Genomic DNA, 19,722 nt, shown 5'->3' with positions numbered 1-19,722 from the left:
CTCAAGCCTTCCAATCTTTACGCATTTTCGAGTTCTGCATGTAGAATCTAAGGCACACAGGGCCTAGTCCCTGCGATTTTCAAGCGATCAAAGACGATCTCACAGGAGTTGTCACCGTGTACTCGATCGAGATGGCCTACGCCCGCATGCGCGAGCTGCAGGACCAGGCCAATCGTTCACGTGCCCACAAGCTCGCCGAACCGCGGGCCCGGCGCCTCTTCGGGCGCGCCGCCGCGGCGAAGAAGCGCTAAGGAGCGTCCGGGGCCTCCTCCTGATCCTTGGAGCCACCCCGAAGCTCCCCCTCCCAGCGCCGGTACAACCCGTGCGGCACCTCCGCCGCATCGAGCACCCGGCCCGCGACGAAATCCACCAGATCCTGGATGTGCGTCGCCCCCGCGTAGAACGCCGGCGAGGCGGGCAGCACGATCGCGCCCGCCTCGTCCAGCGTCACCAGATGCTTCAGCGTCGGACCGTTCAGCGGAGTCTCCCGCACCGCGACCACCAGCCGGCGCCGCTCCTTGAGCGTCACGCTCGCCACCCGCTGCAGCAGGTCCTTCGACAGCCCCAGCGCCACCCCGGCCACGCACGCCGTACTGGCGGGGACGATCAGCATCCCCTTCACCGGGTACGAACCCGACGACGGGCCCGCCGCCAGATCCCCGGCCGCCCAGTAGCGCACCCGTGCCAGCTCCGCGTCGGTCACCGGAAACGTCCCCGGCTTCCCGTCCGCCCCGCGCGCCAGCCATTCCCGCAGGTCGGCACGCCAATGCGCGTCCCGGAACGCGATCCCGGTCTCATCCAGCAGCGTCAACCGCGACGCCCGGCTCACGACCAGGTCCACCGCTTCACCGGCAGCGAGCAGCCCCCGCAACACGGACGCCGCATACGGCGTCCCGGACGCCCCGGAAATCCCGACCACCCAGGGCCGACGACGCTCGGCGCCCGGCCGGCCGGCGTCGGGTCGGCCATCCAGGCCGGCGTCGGGCCGGTCATCCATGGGGGCGTCATGAGGGGCGTCCTGACGGACGTGGCGACTCGTGTCGTGACTGGTGTTGTTGTGCGGCGGCTCCACGCATCGAGCCTATCCGGCGGAACCAGGAACCCGGTCATGGCCGTTCTTAGCTGTGAGGTGGGGGCCGGGCGGGAGCAGAACGGGCAACCGCGACGGCTACCGGACGAATGACCGGATGACGGGGACGGGGCGTGATGACGGGGAACGGGACGCTATGACGGGACGCGATGAGGGGTGGAGAGGGATGACGGGGCGGGACGCGATGACGGGCGGACAGGGATGACGGCGACGGGGCGCACCGGGACGCGACAAGGACGGGCCAAGCTGGCGACGTGCCTGGTGCTGATGCTGGGCTGGGTCGCGCTGCTCTGGCTGCTGGAAGGCGTCGACGTCATCACCGGCGGCGCCCTGGACACCTTCGGCATAGAGCCGCGCGAGCCCTCCGAGCTCGTCGACGTCGTACCGGCCGCCTTCCTGCACTTCGGCTTCGGCCACCTGGCGGCCAACACCCTGCCGTTGCTCGTGCTCGGCTTCCTCGCCGCGCTGCGCAGCGGCATCCGCCGCTTCCTGGCCGTCGTCCTGCTGATCATCCTCGCCAGCGGCCTCGGCGTCTGGCTCACCGCCGCACCCGGCAGCAACACCGCGGGCGCCTCCGGCGTCATCTTCGGCCTCTTCGGCTACCTCCTGGTGCGCGGCTTCATCGAGCGCTCCCCCCTCGACATCGTCATCGGCCTCGCCGTCGGCGCGGTCTACGGCTCGATCCTCTGGGGCGCGCTCCCGATGACCGCGGGCCAGGTCAGCTGGCAGGCCCACCTCTTCGGCCTCCTGGGCGGCATCACCGCGGCCTTCACCCTGCGCACCCGCCCCCACGCCGCCCTGCCGGGCCCCTCACTCCCCACACACCACTAGCCCCCACCACCAGGGCCTTTCCGACCCTGACCCCTCGGTCAGGCCCTGGCCCCCACTCACGGCGAAGACTCAGGGTCAGACCGACAACCCCCGCACCACCAGGTCCAGCAGCGCGCACACGAACAGTGCGATGCCGATGAAGCCGTTGACCTGGAAGAAGGCCCGGTTGAGGCGGGTGAGGTCGTGCGGCCGGACGATGGTGTGCTCGTAGAGGAAGGCCGCCGCCACGATCAGCAGGCCGAGCCAGAAGAAGGGGCCGGCGCCGGTGGCCAGTGCGTACCAGGCGAAGAGCGCCGTGGTGGCGAGGTGGCAGCCGCGGGCGCCCCAGATCGCGGCGGGGATGCCGAAGCGGGCCGGGACGGACCGGACGCCGATCTCGCGGTCGGTGTCGACGTCCTGGCAGGCGTAGATCAGGTCGAAGCCGCCGATCCAGATGCCGACCGCGAGGCCGAGGACCACGGCGTCCCAGGACCAGGTGCCGGTGATGGCGATCCAGGCGCCGATCGGGCCCATGGCCTGGGCGACGCCGAGGATGGCCTGGGGGAAGTTGGTGAAGCGCTTGCCGTACGGATAGACCACCATCGGCACGACGGCGACCGGGGCGAGGGCCAGGCACAGGGGGTTGAGCAGGGCCGCCGCGCCGAGGAAGACGACGAGGGCGATCAGGGCGCCGGTCCAGGCGGACTTCACGGAGACCGCGCCGGTGACGAGTTCGCGGTGGGCGGTGCGGGGGTTACGGGCGTCGATCTCGCGGTCGATGATCCGGTTGGCGGCCATCGCGAAGGTGCGCAGGCCGACCATGCAGATGGTGACGAGGAGCAGCAGGAGCCAGTCGATCCGCTTGTCGCGCTGGTACATCGCGGTCAGGGAGGCGATGTAGGCGAAGGGGAGCGCGAAGACCGAGTGCTCGATCATGACGAGGCGCAGGAAGGCCTTGGTGCGGCCGGGCTGCGGGAGGGCGGCGGAGGCGCTGGTCATCAGAGGCCGTACTCCTTCCAGCGGCGGTCGACGAGGGCCGCCGTGCGGGGGTCGGACTCGACCATGTCGGGCCAGCCGCCGTCGCGGGTGTAGCCCTCCTCGGGCCACTTCTTCGTCGCGTCGATGCCCGCCTTGCCGCCCCAGAACTGCTGGTAGGAGGCGTGGTCGAGGTGGTCGACGGGGCCTTCGACGACGGTCAGGTCGCGGGCGTAGTCGGTGTTGCCGAGGGCGCGCCAGGAGACCTCGTGGAGGTCGTGGACGTCGCAGTCGGCGTCGACGACGACGATGAGTTTGGTGAGGGACATCATGTGCGCGCCCCAGATGGCGTGCATCACCTTCTGGGCGTGTTTGGGGTACTTCTTGTCGATCGAGACGATCGCGCAGTTGTGGAAGCCGCCGGACTCGGGGAGGTGGTAGTCCACGATGTCCGGGACGATGATCTTGAGGAGGGGCAGGAAGAAGCGTTCCGTCGCCCGGCCGAGGGGGCCGTCCTCGGTCGGCGGGCGGCCGACGACGATGGACTGGAGCAGCGGGCGCTTGCGCATCGTCACGCAGTCGATGGTCAGCGCGGGGAACGGCTCCTGCGGCGTGTAGAAGCCGGTGTGGTCGCCGAAGGGGCCCTCCGGGAGCATCTCGCCGGGCTCCAGCCAGCCCTCGATGACGACCTCGGCGTGTGCCGGGACCTGGAGCGGGACGGTCTTGCAGTCGACCATCTCGATCCGCTTGCCCTGGAGGAAGCCGGCGAAGAGGTATTCGTCGATGTCGCCGGGGAGCGGGGCGGTGGAGGCGTAGGTGACGGCCGGCGGGCAGCCGAAGGCGATGGCGACCGGCAGCTTCTCGCCGCGCTTGGCGGCCACCTGGTAGTGGTTGCGGCTGTCCTTGTGGATCTGCCAGTGCATCCCGATGGTGCGCTTGTCGTGGCGCTGGAGGCGGTAGAGGCCGAGGTTGCGGACGCCGGTTTCGGGGTGCTTGGTGTGCGTGAGGCCGAGGTTGAAGAACGAGCCGCCGTCCTTGGGCCAGGTGAAGAGGGCGGGGAGCTTGTCCAGGTCGACGTCGTCGCCGGTGAGCACGACCTCCTGGACGGGGGCGCTCTCGCCCTTGACCTTCTTGGGCGGGACGTGCGTCATGCCGGCGAGCTTGCCGAACGCCTCGCGGACCCCACGAACCCGTGCGGGAGTTCGGGCTTGAGCAGGCCGCCGATCTTGGCGCTGATGTCCTCGTACGCCTTGAGGCCGAGGGCCTTGAGGAGGCGGCGGTCGGTGCCGTAGACGTTCATGGCGAGGGGCATCGCCGAGCCCTTGACGTTCTCGAAGAGCAGCGCGGGGCCGCCGGCCTTCTGCACCCGGTCCACGATCTCGCCGACTTCGAGATACGGGTCGACCTCGGCCTTGATGCGCTTGAGGTCACCTTCCCGCTCAAGAGCGCGCAGGAACGAGCGGAGATCGTCGTAAGCCATGCGTTCCAGTATCGGGTACGCACTACCCTGAGCGGGTCACCGGGCCCTGCCGAGGGGCCGCCGTCGTCTGCAGGGGGCCCGTTCCGCAATGCTCAGGTATCTGCCGTTCCTTCTGGTGCTGGCACTGTGGATCTACGCGTTCATCGACTGCCTCAACACCCCCGAGTCGCAGGTGCGCGGGCTGCCGAAGGTGGTCTGGGTGATCGTCATCCTGCTCTTCGGCGAGGTGCTGATCGGTCCGATCGCGTGGCTGGTGGCGGGTAAGCACCGGCACGCGGTCGCGGGCGGAGGCGGCAGTACGCCGGCGGAGTGGCACCGCAACCACAGCACGGCGAAGTGGGTGGCGCCGGACGACAATCCGGAGTTCCTGCGTTCCCTCAAGGAGGAGAACAAGAAGGACGAGGCGCTGCTGAAGGACTGGGAGGCGGATCTGCGGCGCCGCGAGGAGGAGCTGCGGCGCAGGAGCCGTGAGGCGTCGGAGGGCAACGAGGACACGCCGCCGTCGGCCAAGGACTAGCGCTCGGCCGGGCATCGACGGCCGGCCGGTGGCCGGCACCTCCCGCGGTCCGCGGTGCGGCGGTCCCGCCGGTCCGCAATTCGGTGGCCCCGCCCGATCACCCTCCGCCAGGATGGCCGCTCATGAGCACCGTCCCGCCCGGCACCGGGCCCGTCAGCGGCGAGCCCGTCATCAGCGACCTCACCGGCACCACCTCCCCCACGGGCGCCGAGCCTGTCCGTCGTATCCGCGCCCGTCACACCGAACGGACCGTCACGGTCTATCAGGCGTACGCGCCCGAGCTGGGGCTTCCGGCGGCGCGGGACGGGCGGTTCCCGGTGGCGTGGAAGCGGGAGCGGATGACGTGGATCAAGCCGTCGTTCCTCTGGATGATGTACCGCTGCGGCTGGGCGTCCAAGGCCGGTCAGGAGAAGGTGCTGGCGGTGGAGATCGACCGGGCGGGTTTCGACTGGGCGCTGCGGCACGCGTGTCTGTCGCACTACGACCGGGGCGAGCACGCGGACCGGGATGCCTGGCGGCGGCAGTTGAGGGAGGCGCCGGCGCGGGTGCAGTGGGATCCGGAGCGGGATCTGTGGTTGCGGGCGCTGCCGTACCGTTCGCTGCAGCTGGGCCTGGCCGGGGAGGCGTCGCGGCGGTACGCGGACGAGTGGACGGTGGGGATCACGGACGTGACCGGGCTGGCGCGTGAGGTGCGGTCGCGGGTGGCGGCGGGGGACGTGGCGGGGGCGGCCGGATTGCTGCCCGAGGAGCGTCCGTACCCGGCACCCGAGGGAACTCCGGGGCTCGGCCGCGTGTCCTGACGCAGGTCGGTAAACGCGTAATTCCGGCCACCGCGCGGTCCGTGGGGGACTGCTTCGCGTGGCGTACGAGACGTAGCGCGGTCTGGCCAACTCACGGTAATTCATGGCCAATTGACGCAGCGTTCAGATGCCTCCCCCTGCCCCGGGAACTCCCCCGCCGCCACAGTCATGTCGGCCCACTGAGGGCTCACGCGACTCAGGGAGAGTGGCACATATGCCCGACATGACCCGACGCAGACTCCTCGGCTCCGCGGCCGGCGCGATCGGTGGCGCCGCCGCGCTGACTCTGCTGCCGCCCAGCGTTCAAAAGGCCGTCGCCGCCGGACCCGCACGTCACGGTTCGCTGCACGACGTCGAGCACGTCGTCATGCTCATGCAGGAAAACCGGTCGTTCGACCACTACTTCGGCACGCTGCGCGGCGTCCGCGGCTTCGCCGACCCGGACGCGCTGACGCTCCCGGACGGCCGTGACGTCTTCCACCAGCCGGACGCGGAGAATCCGGACGGCTATCTGCTGCCGTTCCGGCTCAACACCCACACGTCCAGCGCCCAGGCCATTCCCTCCACGAGTCATGCCTGGTCGGTGCAGCACGAGGCGTGGAACGGCGGCAAGATGGACCGCTGGCTGCCGGCGCACCGCAAGGCGGACGGGGTCAACGGCCCGTATGTGATGGGCTATCACACGCGGGAGGACATCCCGTTCCAGTTCGCGCTGGCCGAGGCGTTCACGCTGTGCGACAACTACTTCTGCTCGGTCTTCGGGCCGACCTGGCCGAACCGGCTGTACTGGATGACCGGCACCCTGGACCCGGGCGGCACGCTGGGCGGGCCGGTGCTGAACAACACCGCGCCGAAGCCGTACCGCTGGACGACGTACGCGGAGCGGCTTCAGGCCGCGGGGATCAGCTGGAAGGTGTACCAGGAGGAGGACGACTACGGCTGCAACCTGCTGGAGCAGTTCCAGACGTTCCGGGACTCCCAGCCGGGCGATCCCCTGTACGAGCGGGGGGTGCGGCCGCAGCCGGCCGGCACGTTCGAGGACGACGCGCGCAATGACCGGCTGCCGGCGGTGTCGTGGCTGATCCCGACGAGTCACCAGTCGGAGCACCCGGACTATCTGCCGGCGGCGGGCGCGGACTACGTGGCGCAGAAGCTGGAGGCGATCGCGTCGAATCCGCGGGTGTGGGCCAAGACGGTCTTCATCCTCAACTACGACGAGAACGACGGGCTCTTCGATCATGTGCCGCCGCCGGTGCCGCCGCCGGGGACCAAGGACGAGTTCGTTCGGGGGCTGCCGATCGGCGGTGGCTTCCGGGTGCCGTGCCTGATCGTGTCGCCGTGGACGGTGGGCGGCTGGGCGGCCGGTGATCCGTTCGACCACACGTCGGTGCTGCAGTTCCTGGAGCGCTGGACGGGTGTGGCGGAGCCGAACATCAGTGACTGGCGGCGGGCGGCGTTCGGCGATCTGACGTCGGCGTTCGGCTTCCGGCACGCGGCGCGCCGGCCGCCGCGGCTGCCGGACGACACGGCGGAGCAGCTGGCGGAGGCGCAGTGGGAGGTGGCGCATCTGCCGAAGCCGACGCTGCCGGGGGCGGGGCAGGAGCCGCCGCGGCAGGAGCGGGGGCGGCGCCGGCGGCGGTGAGGTCGCGGCCGGCGGCGCGAGCGGGCCGGGGCCGGGGTCCGGTGGGATTCCGGCCGTGGAACGACGACGGTGCCGTACGGGTGCGCCCGAGGGCGTTCCGTACGGCACCGCGGTGGTGCGGGCGGGTCAGACGCCGGCGTAGGAGTGCAGGCCGGTGACGAAGATGTTCACGCCGTAGTAGTTGAAGAGGTAGCAGGCGAAGGCGATCAGGCCGAGCCAGGCGGCCTTGCGGCCCTTCCAGCCGGCGGTGGCGCGGGCGTGCAGGTAACCGGCGTAGGCGACCCAGGTGATGAAGGACCAGACCTCCTTGGGGTCCCAGCCCCAGTAGCGGCCCCAGGCGGCCTCGGCCCAGATGGCGCCCGCGATGATCGTGAACGTCCACAGGGGGAAGACGGTGGCGTTGACGCGGTAGGCGAACTTGTCCAGGGAGGCGGCGGAGGGCAGCCGCTCCAGGACGGAGGAGGCGAAGGCGCCGGGCTGCTTGCCGGCGGGGTCGGCGAGCTTGGCCTCGTGGCGGTCGCGGAAGAGGAACAGCAGGGTGGCGACGGCGCCGAGGTAGAGGACGGCGCCGGAGAGGATCGCGCAGCTGACGTGGATCCACAGCCAGTAGGAGTGCAGCGCGGGGACGAGCTGGTCGCTGGCGGTGTAGAGCACCGACACGGCGAGGCCGAGGTCGAGCAGGACGGTGGTGATCAGGGGCAGGCCGATCCACCGGACGTTCTTCTTCAGGACGAGCAGCAGCAGGTAGATGCCGGTGGCGACGGCGGCGAAGGTGGTGGAGAACTCGTACATGTTGCCCCAGGGGGCACGCTGTACGGACAGGGCACGGGTGATGACGCCGCCGACGTGGAGCGCCCAGGCGAGGACGGTCAGCGAGATGGCGATGCGGCCGTAGAGGTCGCCCTTCTCGGTGCCGCCGGCGGCACCGGGGCCGTCGGGGACGTCGCGGCTGCCGGCCGCGGACTTGGTGATGACCTTGGGCCGTTCCAGTACGGCGGTGCCGCCGCCCTGGCGTTCGGCGGTGACGGTGGCGGGCGCCGCCGCGGTGGCGTTCGGGGTGAGGGCGGCGGCGGTGCGGGCGACCTTGCTGCGGCTGCCGAACACCCACTCGGCCATGTGCGCGACGAAGGCGAGGGTGTAGATCGCCATGGCCGAATAGACCAGGACATTGCTGTTGTGCGCCAGTGTCTCGTTGGCTGCGGCGGCGAGGTTCACGCGCGCGCTCCTTCGGAGGGGTCAGCAGGACCGTCGGAGTCGGTGGGCTCCGCGGGGTCTTCCAAGGGGGTGGCGGGGGTGGGTCCGGCGTCCGGGGCGGGGTCGGGGTGCGCGGCGAGGGGGGCGTCGGGCTCCAGGGCCGCGGCGAGGTCGCCGAGTTCCTCGGGGAGGCGGGCGGATTCGCTGCGGCCGAGTCCGGCCATCTCGACGACGGTGACGCCGTCCTCCTCGCCGCGTTCGGCGCGTACCCAGACGCGGCGCCGCTGGATGAAGAGGGAGCCGGCCAGGCCGAGGAGGGCGGCGACCGCGCCGGTGAGGGCGAGACCGTTGCCGGGCTGGTGGCTGATCTTGAAGCTGGCCCAGGTCTTGACGCCGTTGAAGGTGATGCTGCCGTCACCGCCGGGGAGCTTCATGGTCTCGCCGGGCTTCATCATCTGGGCGACCGCGCGGCCGTCGACCTGGTACTGCTTCAGGTCTTTCTTGTTCAGCTGGTAGACGTTCTGCGGCAGGCCGGAGGCGACGCCCAGGTCGCCGTGGTAGGCGGTGAGGACCAGGCGCGGGTTGTCGAGGGCCGGGAAGGTGGAGAACATCGAGCCGGAGCCCTTGCCGCCGAAGGTGGGGACGAAGAAGCCCTGGAAGCCGAGCTGGTTGGGCTTGTCGTCCTTGGTGCGGGCGCCGGGGACCTTGACGACACCGGTGGAGGTGAAGTTCTTCGGGTCCTGGGGGAGGAAGGGCACGGCGCCGTTGTAGACGGTCTTGCCGCGGCCGTCCTTGACGGTGACGTCGGGCGAGTAGCCGTGGGAGAGCAGGTAGACCTTGGAGCCGGCGATGTCGAGGGGGGTGTTCACCTCGACGGTGGTCTTGTGTTCCTTGCCGTCGGCGCCGGAGAAGTACCGGATGTGGGCGCGGAAGATCCGCGGGGTGCCCTTCTGCGGTCCGGAGCGTTCGTAGGTCGCGTCGAACTTGTCGAGGGTGAAGCCGAACGGCTCCATGGTGTCGGTGTCGAAGAACGCGCCGGATTTGAAGTCGTCGTACTGGGTGAGGCTGTTGGCGAAGCCGTCGCCCTCGGTGATCAGCTTGCCGCCTTCGGACTTCCACAGGCTGCCGACGGCGAACGCGACGAGCATCACGATCAGCGCGAGGTGGAAGACGAGGTTGCCGACCTCGCGCAGGTAGCCCTTCTCGGCGGCGACCGCGGTGCCGGCGCGGTGGGCGCGGAAGCGGCGCTTCTTCAGCATCCGCTCGGCGGCGGCGAGCACGTCGTCGGGGGCGGCGTCGGTGCGCCAGGTGGTGTAGGCGGGCAGCCGGGTAAGCCGGCGGGGGGCGGCCGGCGGGCGGCCGCGGAGCTGGCCGACGAACTGCCAGCTGCGCGGGATGATGCAGCCGATCAGGGAGATGAACAGCAGCAGGTAGATGGCGGAGAACCACACCGAGCTGTAGACGTGGAACATCCCCAGCTTGTCGTAGACGTCGCCGAGGGTGGGGTGGTCGGCCTTGAACTGGTCGACCTTGACGGGGTCGATGCTGGTCTGCGGGATCAGCGAGCCGGGGATGGCGCCGATCGACAGCAGGAACAGCAGCAGCAGCGCGACCCGCATGGAGGTCAGCTGCCGCCAGAACCAGCGGGCCCAGCCGACCGGGCCGAGCGAGGGCAGGGTGACGTCTTCCTGGGGCGCGGTGGAGAGCTGGGAGCCGGCCGCGCCGAGGTCGCTGCCCGTGTCGTCGGTGCCGGGGGTGCCGGTGCCGGGGTCGCGGGGGGTGTCGGTCTTGGTGGACATCGATCAGATCCCAACGGTGGAGCTTTGTGCCCAGCTCTGGAGCTCGGACATCAGGCTGTCCCAGATGCCGGTGACGAGGAGGACGCCGAGGACGACCATCATGCCGCCGCCGATCCGCATCACCCACTGGTAGTGCCGCTTGACCCAGCCGAAGGCGCCGAGGACGCGGCGGAAGGCCAGGGCGACGGCGATGAACGGCACGCCGAGGCCGAAGCAGTAGGCGACGGTGAGCAGGGCGCCGCGGCCGGCGCTGGCGTCGTAGAAGGAGAGGGTCTGGACGGCGGCGAAGGTGGGGCCGAGGCAGGGGGTCCAGCCGACGCCGAAGAGGACGCCGAGGAACGGCGCGCCGGCCAGGCCCATGGCGGGCTTCTTGTGGAAGCGGAATTCGCGCTGCCCGAAGCGTTGCAGGATGCCGGCGAAGGCCAGTCCGAAGAGGATCAGCAGGGCGCCGAGGACGCGGGAGATGACGTCCTTGTAGTCCAGCAGGGTCTTGCCGAAGAAGCCGAAGAGGGCGCCGCCGGAGACGAAGACGGCGGTGAAGCCGAGGATGAAGAGGCCGGCGCCGGCGAGCATCCGGCCGCGGCGGGCCTCGCCGAGGTCGGTGCCGGTGACGCCGGTCACGTACGACATGTAGCCGGGGACCAGCGGCAGGACGCAGGGGGAGAAGAAGGAGACGAGTCCGGCGAGGAGCGCGATGGGGACGGCGGCGAAGAGGGTGCCGGTGGAGACGGTGGGGTCGGCGACAACGGCGAGCTGGGTGAGTTCCATCTCTGGCGGGATCACTTCTCGGCGATCAGCGGCTTGACCATGCTGCGCAGTTCGTCCTCGGTGAGCGGCCCGATCGAGCGGGCGGCGATCTTGCCGTGCCGGTCGATGGCGATCGTGGAGGGGATGGACTGCGGGTTGAGGCTGCCCTTGGGGAAGCGCAGCATGAGCCGGCCGGTGGGGTCGAACAGGCTCGGGTAGGGCACCTTGTGCTCTTCCTCGAAGCTGGTGGCCTGGGACTTCTCGGAGTCGCGGGTGTTGATCCCGATGAACTGGACGCCCTTGCCGCTGGTCTCCTTGGCGACCTTGGCGAAGTTCGGCGCCTCGGCGATGCAGGGGCCGCACCAGGAGCCCCAGACGTTGAGGATGACGATCTTGCCCTTGTAGTCGGCGACGTCGAGCTTCTTGCCGGTGGTGGTCTCGCCGGACAGGTCGGGGGCGGGCTGCCGGTCGGCCTTCTTGACGGTGTCGACGCCGTCCTTGCCCTGGACGAAACGGGTCTGGGCCGAGCCTCCGGAGGCGCCGTCTCCGCAGGCGCTCAGCGACAGCGAGGCGGCCGCGGCCCCTGCGGCGAGCAGGATGATCCGGCGGCGGCGCGTGCGGCGGCGTGGGGCGTCAGCACTCATGTGAAAAGTTTCGCATGGGCCATTTGCGGATCTTCCGCGCCCCCCTCGCCCGGCCTGTCCCCGACCTGCCCCGGGTCCGCCTCCGCTCTGCCTCCAGCCTGTCGCGCGGTGGCTCGGTTACATGGTCACGGGGCCACGCCGCTACGCGACCGACAGGTACTCCTTCCAGCCCTCGGCGGGCCGCCGGCCGACCGGGACCTCCTGGAGCCGGCGCACCACCTCGGGGTCCTGGGCGTCGAGCCAGTCGGTGAACTGCCGGAACGACACCAGATGGACATCGCGGTTCTGCTCGTTGGCGATGTGCTTGAGGGCGTCCTCGACGGCGTCCATGTAGATGCCGCCGTTCCACTCCTCGAAGTGGTTGCCGATGAAGAGGGGGCGCGGTTGGTTTCGTAGGCGCGGCGGAATCCGGAGATGTACGCGTCGGTGGCCTGCTGCCGCCAGCCGGGATAATTGGCCGGCGGGGCCTTGGTGGAGTTCCTGGACTGGTTGGCGAGGATGTTGTAGTCCATCGAGAGCACCTCGAAAGAGTGCCCCGGGAACGGAATCTGCTGGAGTGGGAAGTCCCAGACGCCGAATTTCTTCTTCGGCCACATCTGGAGGCCGCCGGGCGAACTGGCGTCATAGCGCCAGCCGAGTTCCCGGGCGGCGGGCAGCAGATTCCTCTGGCCGAGCAGACAGGGCGTGCGGCCGCCGACCAATTCCTGCCGGTAATCGAACGGCAGCGGGTCGACCTCGGCGAAGCCGGTGTTGGTCCGCCATTTGGTGACGAAGTCCATCGCCTGGTCGATCTCGGAGTACCACTGGCGGGGGCTCCAGTGTTTGACCGAGGTCGGGGCGTCGCCGCAGAAGTGGCCGTTGAAATGGGTGCCGATCTCGTGGCCGTCCAGCCAGGCCTGGCGCACGTACCTCAGCGTCTCCCTGATGTGGTAGTCGGCGAGGTAGCCGATGGCGGAGGCGCCGGGCGGGTTGTTCGGCGGCTCGTAGAGGTGTTTTTGGGATTCCGGCAGGAGATAGAGGCCGGAGAGGAAGAAGGTCATGGCCGCGCCGTGGTCCTTGGCGAGCTGGAGAAAGCGGGGGAAGAGGCCGTTGCCGACCTCTCCCGCGCCGTCCCAGGAGAAGACCACGAACTGCGGCGGGGTCTGTCCGGGCTCCATCCGTTCAGGTGCTTTCGGCTGGTTCGGCTGCGCACCGTAATTCGCTGTCGAGCCGTCACCGATGAGCTTGGGGCGGGCCTGGACGGAGCTCGTGACCTTCCGCTTGTCGACGCTCACCTGCGGGCCGGACGTGGAGCAGCCGGCGACGCCCAGCGCCGCGGCCGCTCCGACTCCCAGGCCCAGCAGGTTTCGCCGACTGATCGCGCGCATACCCTCGTCCCCATCCGTGCTCGCCGGAACTCGATATCCATATAAACGGACAATCGAGAGGAGGGCATGTTGAGCACCGGGACACCGGGTTAATCGGCCGGATATTCCATTTTTGCTTGCCTGTGACGTTCCGCCACCTGATGCAGTGTCAGGCCCCGTAGGCCTTGCTCTTCCCCTTCACCGGTTTGGCGCCGGCCAGGAGGTGGGAGGGAACCAGGTCGCGCGCCGGTTCGCTGTACCCCACCGAAATGATCTTGTCGCCGTGGAACGTGAACGACGTCAGCGAGGCCAGCGTGCACTGCCGCTTCCGCGGGTCGTGCCACAGCCGCCGCCGCTCCGCGAAGCTGCGCACGATCCAGATCGGCAGCTGGTGGCTGACCGCCACCGCCTCGTGCCCGCGCGCCGCGTCCCGCGCCGCGCCGAGCGCCGCCATCATCCGTACGACCTGTTCGAGGTACGGCTCGCCCCACGAGGGCCGGAACGGATTCGTCAGGTACTTCCAGTTGCCGGGCTTCTTGAGCGCCCCGTCACCGACCCCGAAGGTCTTGCCCTCGAAGACGTTGGCCGCCTCGATCAGCCGCTCGTCGGTGGCCAGGTCGAGGCCGTGCGCCGCGGCGATCGGCGTCGCGGTCTCCTGGGCCCGCTCCAGCGGCGAGGCGACGACATGGGTGACGTCCCGGTCCGCGAGGTGCTCGGCGACCCGGTCGGCCATCTTCCGCCCCAGCTCGGAGAGGTGGTAGCCGGGCCGGCGCCCGTACAGCACGCCCTCCGGGTTGTGCACCTCACCGTGCCGCATGAGGTGGACGACGGTGATGTCGTCACCGTTGTTGCCGGCGGAGACGTCGTTGCTGCTCTGGTTCATTTCCCCCTCATTCCGTCGCTTCGGCGGCGGCCCGGGCGGCGGCCGGCAGGGCGGCCGCGATCCGCTCGACGGCCGCGGTGTCGTGCGCGGTCGAGACGAACCACGACTCGAACGCGGACGGCGGGAGGTAGACGCCCTGGGACAGCATCGAGTGGAAGAAGGCGGTGAAGCGGAAGGACTCCTGCGCCTTGGCCTCGTCGTAGTTGGTGACGTCCCGCTCGGTGAAGAAGACGGAGAACATGTTCCCCGCCACCTGCAGCCGGTGCGCCACGCCCTCCTTGGCCAGCGCCCCGCTGACCAGCGAACGCAGCTCGGCGGAGACCGCGTCGACCTTCTCGTACGCGGCGTCGTCCAGCAGCCGCAGCTGCGCGACACCGGCGGCGGTGGCGATCGGGTTCCCGGACAGGGTGCCCGCCTGGTAGACCGGGCCGGCCGGCGCGAGGTGCGCCATGACGTCGGCGCGGCCGCCGAACGCCGCGGCCGGGAAACCGCCGCCCATGACCTTGCCGAAGGTCATCAGGTCCGGGCGAACCCCGTCGATCCCGTACCAACCGGCCTTGCTGACGCGGAAGCCGGTCATCACCTCGTCGGAGATGTACAGCGCGCCGTCCTCGGCACACAGGTCGGCAAGGCCCTGGTTGAAGCCGGGCAGCGGCGGCACCACGCCCATGTTGCCGGGCGACGCCTCGGTGATCACGCAGGCGATCTCGCCCGGGTGCGCGGCGAACGCGGCCCGCACCGCCTCCAGGTCGTTGTAGGGCAGCACGATCGTGTCGCCGGCCTGCGCGCCGGTCACACCGGGCGTGTCGGGCAGCCCGAAGGTCGCCACGCCCGAGCCGGCCGCGGCCAGCAGCGCGTCCACGTGCCCGTGGTAGCAGCCGGCGAACTTGACCACCTTGGGGCGGCCGGTGAACCCGCGCGCCAGACGGATCGCCGACATCGTCGCCTCGGTACCGGACGACACCAGGCGCACCTGCTCGACCGGCTCGATCCGGGCCACGATCTCCTCGGCCAGCTCGACCTCGCCCGCGCCGGGCGTACCGAAGGACGTGCCGCGCGCGACCGCCTCCTGGACCGCCGCGATCACCTCGGGGTGCGAGTGCCCGAGGATCATCGGCCCCCAGGAGCACACGAGGTCGACGTACTCACGGCCGTCGGCGTCGGTGAGGTACGGACCGGTACCGGACACCATGAACCGGGGCGTACCGCCGACGGCGCGGAACGCCCGCACCGGTGAATTGACGCCGCCGGGCGTCACCACGGAGGCGCGCTCGAACAGCGACTGCGAAACAGGGGCTTCATACGGAAAAGACACTGTGATCCTGACCTGCATAAACGGGGAGGGCAGCGGCGCACGGGCACCGCCCCGGCTGACAACGGCATGGGAATCCCCGCTTGGACCACCTAAGGCGCCGCGCGGTTCCCACTCGATCCTTTTTTGATTCCTCTCGCTTTCGACCGGGCGTCAGCCCCCGCTTGTCTGCGAAACTGGGGCGACGGACGAGTGAGTCACGCAAGCAATGGTCTCAGAGGCGCACGGGGGCGTGCGGCCGGGCGTTTCGCGCGCCGGTGACGGGGGAGGTCTCTGAGACGATGATCGGGTTGCGCGGCTGGGGCTGCGAGTGGTCGGGTGGAGATATGCATCGCGGTGGCGAACTGGGCGAAGGAACCGATGACCGGGGTTCCGGGCGCGCCCAGCGCGGCCGTCACCGGCGCGAGACCGAAGGCATCAAGGGTGGGGACATCAGGGGCGGCCGCATGGGGGTGACCTACAAATACTTCGGCGCGCCCAACGGCGCGACAGCTGCCCGGGTCCCGATCTCCATGCGCCCCGAGGAACTCGGCGGTGACGAGCTCGGCATGGGCGGGATGTTCACCAAGATCAAGCCGGAGACCATGGCCGCCATGGTCCTCACCGGCATAGAGGGCATACCCCTCCATAAGGTTCCGCCGCTCGAACTCGTCGTCCTCCACCCCGACTACGCCGTCGTCAAGCTCCCCATGACCGTGGTCGACCCGCTGCGCGGCATCGGCGAGGAATCGGTCGGCGCGGCCGCCTTCATCTGGTCCACGGTCCCCGACCGCGGCGGCCCCCGCGACGCCTTCGCCGTCTACCAGCTCCTCCACGAATGGCAGGACTTCAGCCACCGCCTCCACGAGGCGGGGCACCAGGCGTATTGCCTGGTGTGGCCGTAACGGTTCGTCGGGGCTGGGCTGGGGTTTTGGCCGGCTTGGGCGGCTGGAACGGGCCGGGGTGGGCTGTGGAGGGCTGGGGCGGGCTGGGGTGTTGGCGGTGGGCCTCGGTTCGTGGCGTGGTGGGCCTCGGTTCGTGGCGTGGTGGGCTTCGTTTCGTAGCCCGATGGGCCTTGTCCCGTAGCGCGGTGGACCTCGTCGCTCAGCGCGGTGGGCCTCGCCTCGTAGGCCGATGGGCCTCGTCGCTTAGTGCGGTGGGCCTCGCCTCGTAGGCCGATGGGCCTCGTCGCTTGGTGCGGTGGGCCTCGTCTCATAGCACGGTGAAAGTACTGCGCCTCCGGGCGGAGGAGTCACCGCGCAGGACGGGGCCCGGGGCCTCCCTACGGTGTGGGCCCCCCTACGGTGTGGGCCTCACCACGTAGGGCGGGCCGAGACCCCGCCGTCCACCACGAGGTCCTGTCCGGTGATCCAGGACGCCATCGGCGAGGCGAGGAACACACAGGCGTCGCCCACGTCCTCCGGCCGCCCCAACCGCCCGGTGGGCGCCGCCGCGTGCCAGCGCCGTACTCCGTCGGGCCAGTCCTCGGCCAGCCCGGGCCGGTCGATCAGGCCCGGCGAGACGCTGTTGACGCGGATGCCGTACCGGCCGTACTCCAGCGCGGCTGCGCGGGCGTGCATGACCACCGCCGCCTTGGAGGCGCAGTAGTGGGCGTGCTGCGGCGCCGGACGGTCCGCCTCGATCGAGGCGATGTGGGTCACCGACCCGCCGCCGCCCTCCCGCATCACGGCCGCCGCGGCCTGGGTGCAGGCGAACACCGAGTGCACGTTGAGGTCGGCCACCGCCCGCCAGTCGGCGAGCGACATCCCCGCCAGCTCCTGCGTCGGCTGCACCGCGGCGTTGTTCACCAGCGCGGTGAGCCGCCCGCGCCAGCCGGCCGCCTCGGTCACCAGCCGGTGGCACTCCTCCTCGACGGCCAGGTCGGCCGCCAGCGCCAGCGCACTCCCGCCGCCGTCCTCGATCCGACCCACCAGCGCCCGCGCCGCCTCGGCCCCGGTCCGGTAGTGCACCACCACCGCCGCCCCGGCCTGCGCGAACCGCCCCGCAATGCCTTGCCCCACCCCACCCGCGGCCCCGGTAACGAGCACCACCTGCCCGGAGAGGTCGGGGAGGTGGGGGTGGAGCTGGGGCTGGGGGTGAGAGCGGAGGTGATGGCCAGGAGAGGGGTGGTCGGTGTGAGGGGGGCGGCGGACGGTGCCTCGCTGATCGGCAGCCATGCCCAACTGGCGCGCCGCCTGGTCGGCCTGGCCGCCCGAACCACGCGGACCGGCCGGACCATCCGGACCGGCCGGATCACGCGGACCATCCGGACCGGCCGAGCGCTCCGAGCGCTCCGAGCGCTCCGAGCTCTCCGAGCCCTCCGAGCCCCCAGGACCGGTCGGGCCACTTGGGTCGTCTGCTCCTCCCCGACTGCCTGGGCCGCCCAGGCCGCCAGGGCCACCCGGACTGCCTGGTCCGCCCGGACTGCCCGGCCTGTCTGGGCCGCCTGCGCCGCCTGCGCCGTCCGCGGCGGCCTGGCCGGATACGACCGGTACAAGGCGGTCACCGGGAGTAATCGCCGCCCCGCCACCGTTCAGGCCGAAAGGGGCTCGCTCCCCTGTCATGGCCGGCTCAGCGCGGCGATCCGCGCTGCCTCCCGCGGAAACCGCGCGGCCAGTTCGGCGCCGTCCCCGTGTTCGTAGTCCTCGAAGGTGAAACCGGGCGCCATCGTGCAGCCGAACAGCGTCCACGATCCGCCCTCGGCGACCTCGGCGGCCATCCACGTCCCGGCCGGCACGGTGAACTGGACGTGCTGCCCGCCCAGGACATCCGGCCCGAGGACGACCGTACGGGCCGCGCGGCCATCCGGAGTGCTCACCCCGCGCCCCTCGGCCCCCTGGGGCTGCCCGTCTTCCTCGGGCCCTTCGGTCAGCAGGAAGAGGGTGAGGGGATCGCCCCGGTAGAAGTGCCAGATCTCGTCGGTCGGCAGCCGGTGCAGGGCGGAGTAGTCGCCCGGCTCAGCGGTCAGCAGCATCACGATCGCCGTACCCTCGGGCCGCCCGTCGGCCCGGGGCGGGCCCGACCACGTAGGCCGGAACCGTCCGCCCTCACGCGGCAGCGGCACCAGGCCGTAGAAGTCGACCAGCGCCTCGGGGAGCGGATCGCGGGACGTGCGGTGCTCGGCCATCTGCGGCGTGCCCCTTCCCACCAGTCAGCAGCAATACGGGGTTCGTGTGCGGCAGTTCGTACACGGCGCTGCGTATACGACGTTTCACCTGTGGCGGTTCACATACCGTGCTTCACATACGGCGGTTGATCCACCCTAGGCACGTACGCCGCCGGAGACGGGCACAATCGGGCCATGTCCGATACGCCTCCGCCCGTCGACGCCTCGTCCGTGCCTGTGGCCGACGCCCTGTCAGCCGTCTGGGAAACCGTCGACCAGCTGGTGCGCTGGCTCGACGGCGCGAGCGCGCTGCCAGCGGAGCAGGAGCGGCTGCTGCGCATCCTGAAGCTCTCCGAGGAGGCGGGCGAGGTCGCGCAGGCCGTGATCGGCGCCACGGGCCAGAACCCGCGCAAGGGGCACAGTCACACCTGGGACGACGTGCACAGCGAGCTGTGCGATGTGATCCTCACGGCGATGGTGGCGCTCCGGACGCTGACTCCGGAGGCGCGGCAGGTCTTCGAAGGGCATATGGGACGGGTGGCCGGACGGGTGCCGCGGCCATTGTCAGGGGACTGAACGGCGACCGGCCGCCCTACGGCTGCTCCGCCGTCAGACCGCCCGCCTTACGGCTGCTCCGCCGTCAGATAGCGCTGGATCGTGGGTGCCAGCCAGGCGATGACCTCGTCATGGCTGAGCGCGACGGCCGGCGGGAGGTGCAGGATGTAACGGCACAGCGCCATGCCGAGTATTTGGGAGGCGATCAGCGCCGCGCGCTTCGGGGCCTCCTCGGGGACCGGGCAGACCGCCGTGAGCACCGGCCTGATCTGTTCGGCGAACACCCCGCGCATCCGCTCCGCGCCCGCCTCGTTCGTCGCGCCGACGCGCAACATGCCGGTCAGCACCTCGTCGCCCTCCCACCGTTCGAGGAAGTGACGTACGAGCCGGGCGCCGGCTTCTTCCCGCGGTACGTGGCTCAGGTCGGGCGCGTGCACCTCGATCTCGGAGGCGGCCGCGAAGAGGCCGGCCTTGTTGCCGTAGTAGCGCATGACCATCGACGGGTCGATGCCCGCTTCGCGCGCGATGGCGCGGATCGTGGCGCGCTCGTAGCCGTCCGCGGCGAAGCGGTCACGGGCGGCGGCCAGGATCGCGGCCCGGGTCGCGGCGGACCGGCGGGGCGGGTCCGCGGGGCCGGCGGTCCGGGCACCGGCGGGTGAGGCGCCGGAGGCACCCGCGGACGAGGCGCCGGCAGCGGCTTCGATGTCGCTGTCGGTGGCCGTGCCGATGTCGGTGCCGGTGCCGGTGCCGCGGGCCGCGGATTCGGCGGGGGCGTCGGGCTCAGCAGCAGTAAGAGGGCGATCGTGCGGCATGTCAACAACTGTAGGCCAACGACTGTTGACA

General features: G+C 70.6%; 18 protein-coding genes and 2 pseudogenes. 7 read left to right on the top strand and 13 right to left on the bottom strand.

What is annotated here, in order from left to right:
- Positions 1-116: 116 nt before the first annotated feature.
- Entirely contained in the window at positions 117-251 is a 135-nt protein-coding gene (locus tag OJ254_RS10710; protein ID WP_261956972.1) for a hypothetical protein, read from the top strand.
- Here OJ254_RS10710 and OJ254_RS10705 read toward each other — a convergent pair.
- The gene (locus tag OJ254_RS10705) at positions 248-997 is read right to left on the bottom strand and encodes a UbiX family flavin prenyltransferase (protein ID WP_265365114.1); all 750 of its coding nucleotides are present in this window, start codon (positions 995-997) and stop codon (positions 248-250) included. The genes OJ254_RS10710 and OJ254_RS10705 overlap by 4 nt on opposite strands.
- Positions 998-1,291: 294 nt before the next feature.
- Here OJ254_RS10705 and OJ254_RS10700 point away from each other — a divergent pair, with 294 nt between their 5' ends.
- Positions 1,292-1,921, top strand: a complete 630-nt coding sequence (locus OJ254_RS10700; protein WP_265362158.1) for a rhomboid family intramembrane serine protease — start codon at positions 1,292-1,294, stop codon at positions 1,919-1,921.
- A gap of 75 nt (positions 1,922-1,996) precedes the next feature.
- On the opposite strand, the gene mqnP is transcribed toward OJ254_RS10700, so the two are convergent.
- Together mqnP and OJ254_RS10690 are read right to left on the bottom strand one after the other, a co-directional pair.
- Positions 1,997-2,899: a menaquinone biosynthesis prenyltransferase MqnP gene (mqnP, locus tag OJ254_RS10695; protein WP_265362157.1), complete on the bottom strand. Its 903-nt coding sequence runs from the start codon at positions 2,897-2,899 to the stop codon at positions 1,997-1,999.
- Positions 2,899-4,355, bottom strand: a pseudogene (locus OJ254_RS10690) (menaquinone biosynthesis decarboxylase). The gene mqnP and the pseudogene OJ254_RS10690 overlap by 1 nt, the downstream one beginning before the upstream one ends.
- Positions 4,356-4,443: 88 nt before the next feature.
- On the opposite strand from OJ254_RS10690, the gene OJ254_RS10685 reads away from it, so the two are divergent.
- From OJ254_RS10685 to OJ254_RS10675, 3 genes are all read left to right on the top strand, one after another.
- Positions 4,444-4,872, top strand: a complete 429-nt coding sequence (locus OJ254_RS10685) for a PLD nuclease N-terminal domain-containing protein (protein ID WP_261956969.1) — start codon at positions 4,444-4,446, stop codon at positions 4,870-4,872.
- Positions 4,873-4,994: 122 nt separating this feature from the next.
- Positions 4,995-5,672: a DUF4291 domain-containing protein gene (locus tag OJ254_RS10680; protein WP_265362156.1), complete on the top strand. Its 678-nt coding sequence runs from the start codon at positions 4,995-4,997 to the stop codon at positions 5,670-5,672.
- A gap of 214 nt (positions 5,673-5,886) precedes the next feature.
- Complete coding sequence (locus tag OJ254_RS10675; RefSeq protein WP_265362155.1) at positions 5,887-7,314, top strand: alkaline phosphatase family protein; 1,428 nt, start codon at positions 5,887-5,889, stop codon at positions 7,312-7,314.
- Between the two features lie 126 nt (positions 7,315-7,440).
- Here the strand turns inward: OJ254_RS10675 and ccsB are convergent, their stop codons facing one another.
- From ccsB to hemL, 7 genes and pseudogenes are all read right to left on the bottom strand, one after another.
- The gene (gene ccsB / locus OJ254_RS10670; RefSeq protein ID WP_265362154.1) at positions 7,441-8,529 is read right to left on the bottom strand and encodes a c-type cytochrome biogenesis protein CcsB; all 1,089 of its coding nucleotides are present in this window, start codon (positions 8,527-8,529) and stop codon (positions 7,441-7,443) included.
- Positions 8,526-10,307, bottom strand: a complete 1,782-nt coding sequence (gene resB / locus OJ254_RS10665; RefSeq protein WP_265362153.1) for a cytochrome c biogenesis protein ResB — start codon at positions 10,305-10,307, stop codon at positions 8,526-8,528. The genes ccsB and resB overlap by 4 nt, the downstream gene beginning before the upstream one ends.
- A gap of 3 nt (positions 10,308-10,310) precedes the next feature.
- On the bottom strand, positions 10,311-11,075 hold the full coding sequence (locus OJ254_RS10660; RefSeq protein ID WP_265362152.1) for a cytochrome c biogenesis CcdA family protein: 765 nt from the start codon (positions 11,073-11,075) through the stop codon (positions 10,311-10,313).
- Between the two features lie 11 nt (positions 11,076-11,086).
- The gene (locus OJ254_RS10655; protein ID WP_265362151.1) at positions 11,087-11,698 is read right to left on the bottom strand and encodes a TlpA family protein disulfide reductase; all 612 of its coding nucleotides are present in this window, start codon (positions 11,696-11,698) and stop codon (positions 11,087-11,089) included.
- A gap of 141 nt (positions 11,699-11,839) precedes the next feature.
- Positions 11,840-13,065 (bottom strand): annotated as a pseudogene (locus OJ254_RS10650) (polysaccharide deacetylase family protein).
- Between the two features lie 148 nt (positions 13,066-13,213).
- Entirely contained in the window at positions 13,214-13,927 is a 714-nt protein-coding gene (locus OJ254_RS10645; protein ID WP_265362150.1) for a histidine phosphatase family protein, read from the bottom strand.
- A gap of 7 nt (positions 13,928-13,934) precedes the next feature.
- Positions 13,935-15,242, bottom strand: coding sequence for a glutamate-1-semialdehyde 2,1-aminomutase (gene hemL / locus OJ254_RS10640; protein WP_265362149.1), 1,308 nt, complete (start codon positions 15,240-15,242; stop codon positions 13,935-13,937).
- A 323-nt stretch (positions 15,243-15,565) separates the two neighbouring features.
- Between hemL and OJ254_RS10635 the strand changes: the two genes are divergently transcribed.
- Positions 15,566-16,123 carry a hypothetical protein gene (locus OJ254_RS10635; RefSeq protein WP_078866473.1) on the top strand — a complete coding sequence of 186 codons (558 nt, stop codon included), beginning with the start codon at positions 15,566-15,568 and terminating at the stop codon, positions 16,121-16,123.
- Positions 16,124-16,531: 408 nt separating this feature from the next.
- Here the strand turns inward: OJ254_RS10635 and OJ254_RS10630 are convergent, their stop codons facing one another.
- Together OJ254_RS10630 and OJ254_RS10625 are read right to left on the bottom strand one after the other, a co-directional pair.
- A complete protein-coding gene (locus OJ254_RS10630) occupies positions 16,532-17,269 on the bottom strand; it encodes an SDR family NAD(P)-dependent oxidoreductase (protein WP_265362148.1) in 738 nt (245 codons plus the stop codon).
- Between the two features lie 509 nt (positions 17,270-17,778).
- Positions 17,779-18,345 carry a cupin domain-containing protein gene (locus OJ254_RS10625; RefSeq protein ID WP_265362147.1) on the bottom strand — a complete coding sequence of 189 codons (567 nt, stop codon included), beginning with the start codon at positions 18,343-18,345 and terminating at the stop codon, positions 17,779-17,781.
- 174 nt (positions 18,346-18,519) lie between these two features.
- On the opposite strand from OJ254_RS10625, the gene OJ254_RS10620 reads away from it, so the two are divergent.
- Positions 18,520-18,900, top strand: coding sequence for a MazG-like family protein (locus tag OJ254_RS10620; RefSeq protein WP_265362146.1), 381 nt, complete (start codon positions 18,520-18,522; stop codon positions 18,898-18,900).
- A gap of 47 nt (positions 18,901-18,947) precedes the next feature.
- On the opposite strand, the gene OJ254_RS10615 is transcribed toward OJ254_RS10620, so the two are convergent.
- Positions 18,948-19,469 (bottom strand): TetR/AcrR family transcriptional regulator, encoded by a 522-nt coding sequence (locus OJ254_RS10615; protein WP_265365113.1) that lies wholly within the window; start codon positions 19,467-19,469, stop codon positions 18,948-18,950.
- Positions 19,470-19,722 lie beyond the last annotated feature (253 nt).

Origin of the sequence: Streptomyces endophytica (assembly GCF_026153355.1) — a bacterium.
GTDB classification, from domain to species: Bacteria; Actinomycetota; Actinomycetes; order Streptomycetales; family Streptomycetaceae; genus Streptomyces; species Streptomyces endophytica.
Note: the sequence above shows the minus strand (reverse complement) of the source record. Positions and strands in the feature narration are given on the sequence as shown.

Coding starts and splice junctions, on each gene's coding strand:
- OJ254_RS10685 (WP_261956969.1), top strand. CDS start 4,444: ATGCTCAGGTATCTGCCGTTCCTTCTGGTGCTGGCACTGTGGATCTAC.
- mqnP (WP_265362157.1), bottom strand. CDS start 2,899: ATGACCAGCGCCTCCGCCGCCCTCCCGCAGCCCGGCCGCACCAAGGCC.
- OJ254_RS10625 (WP_265362147.1), bottom strand. CDS start 18,345: ATGGCCGAGCACCGCACGTCCCGCGATCCGCTCCCCGAGGCGCTGGTC.
- OJ254_RS10700 (WP_265362158.1), top strand. CDS start 1,292: ATGACGGCGACGGGGCGCACCGGGACGCGACAAGGACGGGCCAAGCTG.
- OJ254_RS10675 (WP_265362155.1), top strand. CDS start 5,887: ATGCCCGACATGACCCGACGCAGACTCCTCGGCTCCGCGGCCGGCGCG.
- OJ254_RS10635 (WP_078866473.1), top strand. CDS start 15,566: ATGCATCGCGGTGGCGAACTGGGCGAAGGAACCGATGACCGGGGTTCC.
- resB (WP_265362153.1), bottom strand. CDS start 10,307: ATGTCCACCAAGACCGACACCCCCCGCGACCCCGGCACCGGCACCCCC.
- OJ254_RS10645 (WP_265362150.1), bottom strand. CDS start 13,927: ATGAACCAGAGCAGCAACGACGTCTCCGCCGGCAACAACGGTGACGAC.
- OJ254_RS10655 (WP_265362151.1), bottom strand. CDS start 11,698: ATGAGTGCTGACGCCCCACGCCGCCGCACGCGCCGCCGCCGGATCATC.
- OJ254_RS10705 (WP_265365114.1), bottom strand. CDS start 997: ATGGATGACCGGCCCGACGCCGGCCTGGATGGCCGACCCGACGCCGGC.
- OJ254_RS10680 (WP_265362156.1), top strand. CDS start 4,995: ATGAGCACCGTCCCGCCCGGCACCGGGCCCGTCAGCGGCGAGCCCGTC.
- OJ254_RS10620 (WP_265362146.1), top strand. CDS start 18,520: ATGTCCGATACGCCTCCGCCCGTCGACGCCTCGTCCGTGCCTGTGGCC.
- OJ254_RS10660 (WP_265362152.1), bottom strand. CDS start 11,075: ATGGAACTCACCCAGCTCGCCGTTGTCGCCGACCCCACCGTCTCCACC.